At 72.2% G+C, this 12,575-nt stretch carries 10 protein-coding genes and 2 pseudogenes; 6 read left to right on the top strand and 6 right to left on the bottom strand.

Going from position 1 to position 12,575, the window contains the following annotated elements:
* Nucleotides 1–629: 629 nt before the first annotated feature.
* Both ABZU99_RS06385 and ABZU99_RS06380 read right to left on the bottom strand, forming a co-directional pair.
* A complete protein-coding gene (locus tag ABZU99_RS06385; protein ID WP_356050454.1) occupies nucleotides 630–2,195 on the bottom strand; it encodes an ABC transporter ATP-binding protein in 1,566 nt (521 codons plus the stop codon).
* Nucleotide 2,196: 1 nt separating this feature from the next.
* On the bottom strand, nucleotides 2,197–2,391 hold the full coding sequence (locus tag ABZU99_RS06380) for a hypothetical protein (protein WP_059146566.1): 195 nt from the start codon (nucleotides 2,389–2,391) through the stop codon (nucleotides 2,197–2,199).
* A 228-nt stretch (nucleotides 2,392–2,619) separates the two neighbouring features.
* Here ABZU99_RS06380 and ABZU99_RS06375 point away from each other — a divergent pair, with 228 nt between their 5' ends.
* The 6 genes and pseudogenes from ABZU99_RS06375 (at nucleotide 2,620) to ABZU99_RS06350 (ending at nucleotide 6,846) form a co-directional block, all read left to right on the top strand.
* Nucleotides 2,620–3,042 (top strand): ankyrin repeat domain-containing protein, encoded by a 423-nt coding sequence (locus ABZU99_RS06375; protein WP_355941498.1) that lies wholly within the window; start codon nucleotides 2,620–2,622, stop codon nucleotides 3,040–3,042.
* 152 nt (nucleotides 3,043–3,194) lie between these two features.
* A pseudogene (locus ABZU99_RS06370) lies at nucleotides 3,195–4,312 on the top strand (ROK family transcriptional regulator).
* Nucleotides 4,309–4,536 (top strand): hypothetical protein, encoded by a 228-nt coding sequence (locus ABZU99_RS06365; RefSeq protein ID WP_356050453.1) that lies wholly within the window; start codon nucleotides 4,309–4,311, stop codon nucleotides 4,534–4,536. Before ABZU99_RS06370 ends, ABZU99_RS06365 begins: the two are co-directional and overlap by 4 nt.
* A 128-nt stretch (nucleotides 4,537–4,664) precedes the next feature.
* A complete protein-coding gene (locus ABZU99_RS06360) occupies nucleotides 4,665–5,237 on the top strand; it encodes a winged helix-turn-helix transcriptional regulator (protein WP_356050452.1) in 573 nt (190 codons plus the stop codon).
* A gap of 94 nt (nucleotides 5,238–5,331) precedes the next feature.
* Nucleotides 5,332–6,168, top strand: a pseudogene (locus tag ABZU99_RS06355) (glycoside hydrolase family 16 protein); the annotation flags it as partial.
* Between the two features lie 222 nt (nucleotides 6,169–6,390).
* Nucleotides 6,391–6,846, top strand: coding sequence for a peroxiredoxin (locus ABZU99_RS06350; RefSeq protein WP_355941501.1), 456 nt, complete (start codon nucleotides 6,391–6,393; stop codon nucleotides 6,844–6,846).
* Nucleotides 6,847–6,856: 10 nt separating this feature from the next.
* On the opposite strand, the gene ABZU99_RS06345 is transcribed toward ABZU99_RS06350, so the two are convergent.
* From ABZU99_RS06345 to ABZU99_RS06330, 4 genes are all read right to left on the bottom strand, one after another.
* Nucleotides 6,857–7,348, bottom strand: a complete 492-nt coding sequence (locus tag ABZU99_RS06345) for a GNAT family N-acetyltransferase (RefSeq protein WP_356050451.1) — start codon at nucleotides 7,346–7,348, stop codon at nucleotides 6,857–6,859.
* 106 nt (nucleotides 7,349–7,454) lie between these two features.
* Nucleotides 7,455–10,379 carry a glycoside hydrolase family 2 TIM barrel-domain containing protein gene (locus ABZU99_RS06340; protein ID WP_356050450.1) on the bottom strand — a complete coding sequence of 975 codons (2,925 nt, stop codon included), beginning with the start codon at nucleotides 10,377–10,379 and terminating at the stop codon, nucleotides 7,455–7,457.
* 103 nt (nucleotides 10,380–10,482) lie between these two features.
* Complete coding sequence (locus ABZU99_RS06335; protein ID WP_356050449.1) at nucleotides 10,483–12,084, bottom strand: penicillin-binding transpeptidase domain-containing protein; 1,602 nt, start codon at nucleotides 12,082–12,084, stop codon at nucleotides 10,483–10,485.
* Nucleotides 12,085–12,123: 39 nt separating this feature from the next.
* A complete protein-coding gene (locus ABZU99_RS06330) occupies nucleotides 12,124–12,318 on the bottom strand; it encodes a hypothetical protein (protein ID WP_355941513.1) in 195 nt (64 codons plus the stop codon).
* Nucleotides 12,319–12,575 lie beyond the last annotated feature (257 nt).

The following is a 12,575-nucleotide window of genomic DNA, read 5'->3' as shown; positions in this document are numbered from 1 at the left end:
GTGGGAGCACCCCCGCCCCCTCCCGTCCGCCCCCGGCCCGGCGGCCCGGCGGCCCTGGCCCGGCGGCTCCGGCCCGGCGGCCCCGGCCCACGATGCGATCCGGCTCAGCCGCGTGGGCGGTTGGGGGTGGGAGCGGCCCTGCCCTCTCCCGTCCGCCCCCGGCCTCCGACCCGGTGGCTCCGTTCCGCGGTCGGGTTGGGCTCAGTCTGTGGACGACCGGGGGGTGGGAGTGGTCCTGCCCTCTTGCGTCCGGCTTCGGTTTCAGTCCGGTGGCGCCGGTCTGCGGTCGGGTCGGGCTCAGTCTGTGGGGGGTGGGAGTGGTCCTGCCCTCTTGGGTCCGCCCCGGCCTCCGGCCCGGTGGCTCCGGCCCACGGTGCGGTCCGGCTCAGCCGCGTGGGCGGTGGCGGAGGTGGGAGCACCCCCACCTCTCCCGTCCGCCCCCGGCCTCCGGCCCGGTGGCTCCGGCCGACGATGCGGTTCGGCTCAGCCGCGTGGGCGGTTGGGGGTGGGAGTGGTCCTGCCCTCTTGTGTTCGGCTTCGGTTTCGGTCCGGTGGCTTCGGTCCGCGGTCGGGTCGGGCTCAGTCTGTGGGCGGTGGTGGGGCACCGCCTGTTTCCGAGCGTCGGCGGTTCAGTCGTCCGTCGGGGCCGTTGCCGTCAGTTCCGCTGCGGTTTCCGGCTCCGGGAGGAGTTGGAGGACAGCCTGGCGTTGGGCCTCGCTGGTCGCCTCGTCGTAGGGGTCGGGCGTGGCCGGGACCTGGAGGCGGTGGACCGGGCCCGTGCCGAGGCGGGCGTAGCCGCGGCCCGGGGGAACCTCGGGGGGCGGGGTGGTGTGCGGGGGCGCCCCCAGTACGGCCGTGACCTGCTCGGACGTGGCGGGGCCGAGCACCACCCGGGCCCGGGTGTGGGTGCGTACGGCCTGGCTCAGCCCCTCGGCGGCGTCGAGCTGATCGGCCACCACGACCCGTACGTTGGCGGCCCGCCCGTGCCGTAGCGGTACGGCCAGCAGCTCCTGCGGATCGGGGCGGCCGTCGGCCGCCCCGAGGTGGCTGAGCACCGATGGCCGGTCGAGCAGGATCCACAGCGGGCGCAGAATGTCGTCCGGCGGAGGGTGGACCAGCTGACGGGCGCGGTTGGCGGCGATCAGGCGGCGTTCCGTCTCGTGGCCCGCCCATTCCAGCGTCGCCAGCGTCCCGGCGAGCCCGCACTCCACGGCCAGCACCCCGGTCCGTCCGCTCAGACTCGCGTACTCGCCGGTGCCGCTGCCGTCCACCACCAGCACATCGCCGTGCGGCAGCGCCTGGAGGGCGATGGAGCGCAGCAGGGTCGTGGTGCCGCTTCCGGGCTGGCCGAGTGCCAGCAGATGCGGCTCGGTGGACCGTGGGCCGGTGCGCCAGACCACCGGCGGCACGTCGCGGGTCCCGGATTCGCCCTCCTCGGCCCCGTCGCCCTCCAGCACCGGCAGGGTCCGTTGCACCGACGAATCGTCGGTGAAGCCGAGCACCGTTTCGCCGGGCGCGGTGACGAAGCGCTGCGCGCCGATCGTGGTGGACAGGGGAGGCAGCACAGCCAGGGTGAGCCGGTTGGCCTCCTCGTCCCAGGTGAACAGATACTCCCGGCCGCGCCCCGACTTCGCGTACAGCAGCTGCTCGATCCGGGCCCGGGACTCGGCCTCGCCATCGGTGAAGTACGCGGGGTAGCGCAGACGCAGCCGGGTCAGCCGCCCGTTCTCGTCGAAGGCGTAGGACTCGAAGGCGCCCGACCAGTCGCCGCCGTGGCCGTAGAGCGGGCTGGGGTCCTCGGCGGCGGAGAAGTACGGCACCAGGGACTCGTAGATCGTGCGCAGCCGCTCCGTTCCGTCCGCGCCGGGCCCGGGTGAGGCGGGGGCGCGCCGCCGCCCGGCCCAGCCCGCCGCCCCGATCAGGCCGACGGCCGAGGCCAGCGGCCCGTACGGCAGCAGGTAGACGACGAAGGCGCAGGCGGCCGCGAGGAAGAGCGTGGGTCCGCGGCGCTCGCCCGGCAGCTCCACCCAGGTACGCCGCCCGGCGGCGGCGAGTACGCGCAGCCCGCGGGAGAGCGCGACCAGCGGGTGGAGCACATCGGCGACGCTGTCGGCCGTCGTACGGGCGAACTGGCGGCCGCGGCCGATGGGCGGGGCGCCGTCGATGCGGAGGCGGGGGAGCGGTGGCCGGACCACGTCAGATCTTGATCCCGCCCAGCAGGCTGGCCAGGCTCGCGCCGCCTGCCTTGATGCTCGGCGCGATCGCGGTGGACGCGAGGTAGAAGCCGAAGAGGGCGCAGATGATGGCGTGGGACCCCTTGAGGCCGTCCTTGCGGAAGAAGATGAACACGACGATGCCGAGCAGTACGACGCCGGAAATGGACAGGATCATCACGGTCTCCTGGCTGATGGGGGACGGTCAGTCACCATGAGGTGTTCCAGGCTCACAGGATGTATCCAGTCAAGGAAAGGTGCAAACGGGTGGATAGTCGGTGTAATCATCACAATGGGTGTGGGGTGGCTGGACCGATGGGGTGAGCGGACGCTGCGGCTCAGCGGGGCCCGCGCTCCTTAGGGTGGGTGATCACATACACAGGTAGCGAAGCCGGAGGCGACACCCATGAGCGAACCGAACCCCGGGACCGAGCCCGCCCACGATCCGGAGGTGCTGCAGCTGGCCGCCAAGGTCTTCGACCTGGCCCGGCACGGTGACACGGATACGCTCGCCGCCTATGTGGACGCGGGCGTCCCGGCCAATCTGACCAATGACAAGGGTGATTCCCTGCTGATGCTGGCGGCCTACCACGGTCACCCGGCGGCCGTGTCGGCGCTGCTGGAGCGCGGCGCCGATCCGAATCGCGTCAACGAACGAGGTCAGACCCCCATCGCCGGTGCCGCCTTCAAGGGCGAGGAGGAGGTGCTTCGGGTGCTGCTGGCCAAGGGTGCCGATCCGCGCGCCGGGTCGCCCTCGGCCGTGGAGACGGCCCGGATGTTCGGGCGGCAGGATCTGCTCGCGCTGTTCGGGACGCCGGAAGCGGAGTAACCCTCTGGCTGCTGTCGCGTTCAAGAAGTGAAGCGGACGCTTGGTTCAGAAGATGATTTAAGCGATGACGGAAGTCGCCGTCAAGCGCGTTCCCGTCGGGTGGGTTCGGGCCGGGGGAAAAAGCCCGATGGGTCAGGCGAACGGTCCGCGACCTGCGGCGCGGCAACCGCTCGACGCTGCTGCGCCGGCTGTTTTTCCAAGGGCCGGTGAGCCGCCAGGAGTTGGGGGCGCTCACCGGGCTCAGCTCCGGATCGGTCAGCAACGTCGTCGGCGAGCTGCTCGCCGACGGACTGGTGGAAGAGGCCGGATCCGTCGACTCCGACGGCGGCCGCCCCCGTACGCTGCTGCGGGTGGCGCCCGGCAGCGGGCATCTCATCGGGGTCGACGTCGGCGAGGCCCATGTCCGCGTCGGGCTCTTCGACCTCGCGCTGACCGAACTCGCCGGTGGGAACATCCGCTGACACCGGGTGGGTATGAGGCCGGGCCCATCGTCGAGCACATACTGACCGGTTTGGCCGCGGTCATCGCCAAGGGCGGGGTGGCGCCGGAGGCGGTCGTCGGCGTCCCCGGCATCGTCGAACAGGGTCCCGAGGTCCTCGTCCACGGCCAGACCACCGGCTGGGACGCGGTGCCGCTGGAGCGGCTGCCGCGCGCGGGCACCGAGCTGCCGCTGTTCATCGACAACGGGGCCACCGCACAGGGCCAGGCCGAGATGTGGTTCGGGGCCGGCCGGGGCGCGGACGCCGCGGTGATCGCGCTGATCGGCTCCGGCGTCGGTGCGGCCATCGTGACGGGCGGGGCGCCGTACCGGGGTGCGAGCAGCAGCGCGGGGGAGTGGGGTCACACCGTCGTCCAGGTCGGCGGGCGCACCTGCCGGTGCGGCGCGGCCGGCTGTCTGGAGGCGTACATCGGGGCGCGGTCCGTGCTCGACCGCTACGGGCGTCCGGCGTGGGGCGGCGGCGATGGCGACCAGCAGGCGGCGCTCGCCGCGCTGGTGCGGGCCGCCGGGTCCGAGACGCGGGCGCGCGACGTCCTGGAGGAGACCGCCGTCTATCTCGGCGCCGGCATCGCCGACTTGATCAACCTCTTCAACCCTGAGCGGATCGTTCTCGGCGGCTGGGCCGGACTGCTCTGCGGCGCCCGGGTCCTCCCCGGCATCCGCGCGGCCACCGCCGCGTACGCCCTGCGCCGGCCCTGCGCGCAGACCCACATCGACCTCGCCCAACTGGGCCCCGACGCCGTCGCCTTGGGGGCGGCATCGCTGACTTGATCAACCTCTTCAACCCTGAGCGGATCGTCCTCGGCGGCTGGGCCGGACTGCTCTGCGGCGCCCGGATCCTCCCCGGCATCCGCGCGGCCACCGCCGCGTACGCCCTGCGCCGGCCCTGCGCGCAGACCCACATCGACCTCGCCCAACTGGGCCCAGATGCCGTCGACTTGGGGGCGGCGACGCTTCCGCTGGCCCGCTTCCTCGCCACGGGCGAGGTGCGCTGAGAGTTCGACTTCTGTCCCTTCTGGGCGAGTTGAGCAGTGAGTTGTTTCAACTTTTTGAAACAAGAAGGTCCAGACCTGTTGACATGTCTGTAACCCGGCTGGACTCTGTGTCTCCCCGGAGGTGACCCATGACGGTTCAGGCAGTCCAGCCGCAGCAGCGCACCACTGTGCGCGATCTGCGCCGTGGCAACCGCTCCGCACTGCTGTGGGCGCTGTACTTCGACGCCCCGCTCAGCCGACAGGAGCTCGGCCGTCGCACGGGCCTCAGCGCCACCACCGTCTCCACGGTCACCGGGGAACTGCTCGCCGAAGGCGTCGTCACCGAGGCCGACACGGCAGGAGGCCGCCTGGTGGCCCGGCTGCGGATCGCACCCGAGCACCGGTACGTCCTCGGCTCCGGCGTCGGCGTCTCCGGCGTCGTCGAACGGGGCCCCGAGGTCCTCGTCCGCGGCCAGACGACCGGCTGGGACGCGGTGCCGCTGGAGCGGCTGCCGCGCGCCGGCACCGCCCTGCCCCTGTCCATCGGCAACGGCGCCAAGGCCATGGGCCGGGCCGAGATGTGGTTCGGCGTCGGACGCGGCGCCCAGCACGCCGTGGTCGCGCTCCTCGGCCCCGACGCCGTCGCGCTCGGCGCCGCGACGCTCCCGGTGCGCCGCTTCCTCGCCCACGGGGCCCGTCCGCCCGGCCTTCCCGTGCCGTAGCCCGGCCCCGGCCCGTGCCGCGCACCCCCACACCACCCCCACAGGGCCGGCACCCACCGGCCCGAATCCCCCACACAGGAAGGCACCTCCCCCCATGAGAAGAACCCTGCGCACGGCCCTCGTCGGCCTGCTCTCGGCCACGGCCCTCGCCGCCACCCCCTGGCTTACGACCTCGGCCACCGCCACGCCCACCAAGGCCGCCGCGGCCGGCTTCACCGACAACTTCGACGGGCCCGCGGGCAGCGGCGTCGACGCCTCCAAGTGGGGCTTCGAGACCGGTGACAACGTCAACAACCACGAGCGGCAGTACTACACCGACGGCACCAGGAACGCCGCGCTCGACGGTCAGGGCAACCTCGTCATCACCGCCCGCAAGGAGAACCCGGCCAACTACAACTGCTGGTACGGCCGGTGCGAGTACACCTCCGCCCGCCTCTCCACCGCGCGCACCTTCACCACCGCCTACGGCCATGTCGAGACCCGTATGAAGCTCCCGCGGGGCCAGGGCATGTGGCCCGCCTTCTGGATGCTCGGCAACGACATCGGCAGCGCCGGCTGGCCCGACTGCGGCGAGATCGACATCATGGAGAACGTCGGCTACGAGCCCGGCACCGTCCACGGCACCCTCCACGGCCCCGGCTACTCCGGCTCCGGCGGCATAGGCGCCGGCTACACCCTGCCGGGCGGCGCCAAGTTCGCCGACGGATTCCACACCTTCGCCATCGACTGGTCGCCCAACAAGATCACCTGGTCGGTCGACGGCAACGTCTACCAGACCCGCACCCCCGCCGACCTGGGCGGCAAGCGCTGGGCCTTCGACCACCCCTTCTACCTCATCCTCAACCTCGCCGTGGGCGGCTACTGGCCCGGCGACCCGGATGGCAGCACCACCTTCCCGCAGCAGCTCGTCGTCGACTACGTCAAGGTGAGCGGCGGAAACTGACGGCCGTTTGACCACCCCTCCCACCCCCCACAGGCCGGGCGGGCCGCACCGTCGAGCCCGCCCGGCCGCCGCATCGTCCGTCGGCTCTGCGCAGATCCCCGCCATGTCGGCTGAGCTGACCACTGACGAGATCTTCGCCTGGACGGCTGAGCGCCCGTTCGGTCACGGGAGCCCGACCACGGAACCCCACGGTCCGGGTAGCGTGCTGCCATGAACATCGGAGACGTGGTCGAGGACTTCGAACTGCCGGATGAGACGGGCGCCGTCCGTACGCTGAGCGGGCTGCTCGCGGAGGGCCCCGTGGTGCTGTTCTTCTATCCGGCGGCCTTCACCCCCGGCTGCACCAAGCAGGCATGCCACTTCCGGGACATCGCGGCGGAGTTCAAGGCCCTCGGCGCCCGGCCGGTCGGCATCAGCGCCGACTCGGTGGAGAAGCAGGCGGAGTTCGCCCACGCGTACTCCTTCGGCTATCCGCTGCTCTCGGATCCGGAGGGGACCGTACGGGAGCGGTTCGGGGTGAAGCGCGGTCTCGCGGCGGTCCCGACGAAGCGCGTGACCTTCGTGATCGATACCGATCGCACGGTGCTGGAGATCGTCAGAAGCGAATTCCGGATGAGCGTGCATGCGGACAAGGCGCTCGACGCGCTGCGGAACCGGGAGGCGTAACCGCGTCCGATCAACGAGGGGCGGTAAGCCGGCGCCGGTACCGCACACCGGGGCGTCCGTCGAGGGTGATGTCCCCCACGGCGGTGAACCCGGCACGGGTGAGCACGGCCATGGACGCCGGATTGTCCAGGGTGGTGGCGGCGGTGAGTGCGGAGAGCCCGTATGCCGTGGCTGCCAGCCGGCACATCTCCTCGACCGCGGCCGTCGCCATGCCCCGGCCCGTGGCGCGCTCGCCGATCCGGTAGCCGAGTTCGGCGGCGCCCTCCTCGACGTCCACGAGATTGACGCGGCCGACCAGGTCACCGTGGCCGTCCACGACGACATGGAAGTGACACACACCGGCGTCCTGCTCGGCGAGCAGGGCGCGGTGACGGGACGCGAACTCGGCGAAGTAGGCGTCCCCGCGATCCGGCACGGTCCGCGCGAAGTACTCACGGTTCTCACGCTCGAAGGCCAGCAGGGCCCGCGCATGGTCGGCCCGGAGCCGCTCCAACCTCATCATGTCCGGCAGCGTACGCGCCGGTGCGGTCAGCCGCGTCCGGACAGCACTCGCGGGGCTCCCGGCGGCCAGGGACCGGTGGCGCGCACCGGCCCTGGCCCATGCGGGGTCAGCCCGGCAACCGGGCGAAGGTGAAGCCGAATTCGGCGGGGCCGGCCAGGAGGCGGTGCGGCTCCAGGACTCCGGGCCCGCAGGAACGGGTGCCGATTCCGTGCTGCCCGTGGTCCAGATTGACCCACACCGTGTCGGGGGACGCCACCAGATCCGGTGTGTGCTCGGCCGCGTCCAGCTGCTCGGTGGTCCAGCGGCGCGCGGTGAACCAGAACGGCGGGGCGCCCTCCACCCGCAGGCCCGTGCCGTCGGGGGCGGTCAGCCGCACCCAGCGGACGTCCGCCCGCGCACCGTTCTCCTGCGGCCGGACGTACGGCGTCTGGAGGTCGTCCACCGACCGCGCCCACCGTCCGAGCCGCGAGGCCGCGCGGGTGTCCGGATATGCCTCACCGGGGCCGCCGCCGAACCACTCGGCGTCGCCCAGCGCGGCGGGCACCCCGAGCCGCACCCCCAGCCGTGGCAGCGGGCAGGTCCACCGGCCCTGCGGGGTGACGGAGACGGACAGGCTCAGCCGGTCGCCGTCGGTGGTCCAGCGGTAGACGGTCTCCAGCGCGAGGTCGGTCGCCGCGGGCGCGACGCGGGTACGGACGGTCAGCGCGCCATTCGCCGTCTCCACCGCGTCGCACCGGTGACGGACCCGATGCAGCCCGAGCCCGCGCCAGATCAGGCCGTAGCGCTCATCGGGCCGCCAGGACGCGCCGTTGTCGTTGTCGGTGGGGGCGCGCCAGACGTCCAGCCGGGGCCCGGTGACCGGGAGCCCGCCCAGCTCGGTCAGGGCACCGGTGGCCGCGTCGAAGACACCGGGACCGAGGACGATCCGGTCGCCGTCGCGGCGCGCCGCCCCACCGGAGGCGAGTGCCCGCCGCTCCCGGCCGACGGCCGGGAGCTGGGCCCAGGCCACGGGATGGCCCGCGTCGGCCCACGCCGTCGCGGTGGCGAGCCGCGCCTCGATGGTCCACCCGGTCTCGTCTCCGGGCTCGGTCGCCGCGGGGGCGGGCAGCTTGAGGTCGGCGGACTCGCCGGGGGCCAGCGGGGGCACCGTGAGCTCCCCGGAGCCGACCACCTCGCCCTCCGCCTCGTACGTCCAGGAGAAGGCGAGGTGGGACAGGTCGGCGAAGTCGTGGTGGTTGGTGACCCGGACGGTGCCGGTGGCCCCGTCGCCCTCGATCCGGACCGGTTCGATGACCTTCTTGTACTCGAGCAGCCCCGGTGAGGGGGTGCGGTCGGGGAAGAGCAGGCCGTCGCAGACGAAGTTGCCGTCGTGCAGCTCCTCGCCGAAGTCCCCGCCGTACGCGTAGGACACGCGGCCGTCGGGGGCGCGCCGGGCGAAGCCGTGGTCGATCCACTCCCAGACGAAGCCGCCCTGGCAGCGCTCATGCGCCTCGAACAGCCGCTGGTACTCGCTGAGCCCGCCGGGCCCGTTGCCCATGGCATGGGCGTACTCGCACTGGATGAAAGGCAGTTCGCGGCGCCTGCGGTCCAGCCCGGGATCGCCCCAGGGCGGTTCGGCCCGTTGCCCGATCAGGTCGACCTCGTCGTGGGGCGCGTACATCCGCGAGTAGACGTCCGTATCGGCGCAGGACGGATCGCCCTCGTAGTGGATCAACCGGGACGGGTCGCGCTCACGGATCCAGTCGGCCATCGCGGACAGTCCGCGGCCGGTGCCGCATTCGTTGCCCAGCGACCACATGACGATGGACGGGTGGTTCTTGTCGCGCTCGACCATGCGGGCGGCGCGGTCGAGGAGCGCCGGAATCCACCGCGGGTCGTCCACGGGGTTGTTCCGCCGGCCGAGGAGGCCGAAGCCATGAGTCTCCAGATCGCATTCGTCGATGACCCACAACCCCAGCTCGTCGCAGAGCCCGAGGAAGGCGGGGTGCGGCGGATAGTGGCTGGTGCGGACGGCGTTGATGTTGTGCCGCTTCATCAGCACCAGATCGCGGCGCATGGTCGCCAGGTCCAGGGCGCGCCCGTGCTCCGGGTGGAACTCATGCCGGTTGACGCCGCGGAAGAGCACCGGCCGGCCGTTGATCTTGAGCAGCCCGTCCTCGACCGCGACCGTACGGAAGCCGACGCGCAGCCCGACACTCTCGCCCACGGTGGTGAGTTCGGCCTCGTACAGCCGCGGCGTCTCCGCCGACCACGGCTCGACGGCGACCGTGGCGCTCTCCCCGGTGGCCAGGTCCAGGCCCAGTTCGGGGACGATGACCCGGCCGCCCGGATCGGCGTCGATCCGCAGCGTGCCCTCGCCGGTGGTGTGGTCGTAGGAGGCGTGCACGAAGAAGTCGTCCAGCGCGCCCTCGGGCCGGTGCTCCAGGACCACCTCGCGGAAGATCCCCGGCAGCCACCACTGGTCCTGGTCCTCCAGATAGCTGCCGGAGGACCATTGGTGGACCCGTACGGCCAGCACATTCCCGTGCCGTCGCAGCAGCTCCCCGACCGCCCCCACCGAGAACTCGTGCGGCAGCCGGCTGCCCTTGACGGTGCCCAGCTCCTCCCCGTTGAGCCAGACCCGCGCACAGGACTCGACGCCCTCGAAGCGCAGCACCGCGTCGCCGCCCTCCGGCCAGCCGGCGGTCAGGTCGAAGACGCGCAGATGGTCGCCGGTCGGGTTCTCCGTGGGCACGCGCGGCGGATCCACGGGGAACGGATACCGCACATTGGTGTAGATCGGTGCTCCGTGGCCGTGCAGCACCCAGTGGCCGGGCACCGGGATCTCGTCCCAGCCGCGGGCGTCGTAGCCGGGGCGGGCGAAGCTGTCGTCCTCGGCGGTGGCGGTCGGCGACAGCCTGAAGGCCCAGGTGCCGGACAGGTTCAGCCGCGCGGTGTCGGATGCGGGGGACCAGGCGCGGGGCGGCAGCGCTCCGCTGCCGGGGGAGACGTCCTCGTAGTAGGGGAGCGGCGTGTGCTGCGTGGAGCTCATCGTTCTCCTCGGTCAGCCCTTGATACCGGTCAGGCCCTTGATACCGGTCTGCGCTCCGATCGTGGCCGATGACCGGCGACCAGAGGAAGGCGTATACAAGGCGTCAGCGCGCGGCGAGCACCGTGCGGACGACCGGACCAGCGGCGTCACCGCCGTGGCCGCCCGCGGTGACCACGGCGGCCGCCGCCATGTCGTCGCGGTACGCGGTGAACCAGGCGTTGGTCCTGGGCTGCCCGTCGATCTCGGCCGAGCCCGTCTTCGCCCCGATGTCCCCGCCGAGCCCGGACATCGCCCGTGCGGCGGTGCCGCTCGTCGCCGTCAGCCGCATCATGGCCTTGAGCTGCGTCCGGGCCGCCGGGCTGAGGCCGCGGTCGGTCCTCGCGAGCTCCCGGTGGTCCACGGAACGCGGCACCAGGACCGGCTGCTTGAAGCCCCCCGTCCGCGCCGTGGCCGCCACCGAGGCCATGGTGAGCGGATTCATCTGGACCGTCCCCTGACCGATGAGAGCCGCGGCCTTGTCGTCTCCGCCCCCGCCGGGCACCGCGCCGTCGAACGTCGTGACGCCCACATGCCAGTCCAGCCCGATCCCGAACACCGACTCCGCCTCCTGGGCCACCCCGCCGTCCGGCACGGCCCCGGCGAGCGAGACGAAGGCGGTGTTGCAGGAAGCCGCGAAGTCCTGGGCGAAGGTGGCGTTCGCGTTCTCGCTGTGCTCGACGTTGTGGAACGTCATGCCCTGGTTGTACGCCGCCGTCGCCGGGCAGGGCACCCGGCGGGCCGGGGTGACCTTGCCCGACTCCAGCAGGGTGGCGGCGGTGATTATCTTGAACGTCGAGCCGGGTGCCGTCTGTCCCTGCAACGCCGCGTTGAACTCGGCTTTGTCGGAGTTGGCCACCGCCAGGATCTCCCCGGTGCTGGGCTTGAGCGCCACCACCGACGCGCCGGTGCGCTCGCCCACTGCCGCCTCCGCACGCTTCTGGACCGTGGCGTCCAGGGTCGTGCGCAAGGTGCCCGGCTTGCCCTTCCTCACCACATGGAGCGTGGTGCCCGCGGTGCCGTCGGGTCTGACCGCCGACACCTCGACGCGCGCGGCGCCGCTCACGGCCTCTCCGTACCGCGATCGCAGCGCGGTCAGCACCGGGTCGAGCGAGGGATAGCGGCCCTGGCGCAGCTCCTTGCCGTCCCGGTCCACCACGCGGACCGGGGGATTGTCCGCCAGGTCCGTCCGCAGGGTCTGATCGGTCCTGAGCTCGGGGTGGAGCACGGCGGGCGCCCAGTCGACCAGCGGCTTCTTGGTCGTCCTGCCCCGGACTACCGTCAGCCGTGAGTCATAGGTCCAGGTCGAGCGGGTCTGGTCGAAGACGATCTCCGCCTTCACCGTGAACGGCACCGTGGTGTCCCGCGCCCGGCCCACGGTGAGCGTCACCCGCTTCACATGGCCGTCGTCGCGATAGCCGCTGAGGGCCCCGATGGCCGCTTCGGCGTCATTGGTGAATCCGGCGGCCAGCATGTCATTGCCATCCGCCCAGGCGTCGAGGAACCCCCGTGCCGTCTGCCGGACTTCGGCCGCCGTCACCGGGCCGTCCTGCGGCGCCGTTGTGTCCCCGCCGGTCATCCCCGTGTACAGGTTGTATCCACCGAGCCCCGCGACGGCGATGAACGCCGCGAACGCCCCTCCGAGTACGACCTTTCCCACTGTGCGCACGGTCTCGCCCGCCCCCCAGGTGTGGTCAGCGCCTGCCGGTCAGGCCGCCTGCTCCATCTCGCCGCGCAGTGCCCGTGTGTAGGCCCGCAGCAGTCGTGCGTACTCTGCCCGCTCCGCGGGACGCAATGCCCGGCCGGTCCGTGCGCGCAGGAAGCCGCGGATCGCCTCGTTGGCCTGGTCGGTGGATATCGGCGTGGTGAGTAAGGCGGGTTGCTGAGGAGGAGTCGGACGCATGACCACAAGAGTAGAGGCCCCTACCGACATCGGCATCAAGCCAAACCTCTGAACTGCGCTGTTACCGACGGTATGTGAGGAACACCGCATCCGCCGCGCGGGTGTTCAGGTTTGGCGCGTGGTGGCATATGCCCTCACCCTGGCCTGTGGGTTCCCGCTTCTCTAGTGCCGCGTCAGCCAAGGTTTGCCCGGTAGCGAGGCGTCCTGGTGCGGTCAGCTGCAAGGCGCCGGATCGGCCTCGTAGTGGGCCTACTCGG

The organism is Streptomyces sp. NPDC005266, from assembly GCF_040607655.1.
Lineage (GTDB): Bacteria > Actinomycetota > Actinomycetes > Streptomycetales > Streptomycetaceae > Streptomyces.
The sequence above is the reverse complement of the archived record's forward strand: the minus strand, read 5'-3'. Positions and strand labels throughout refer to the sequence as shown.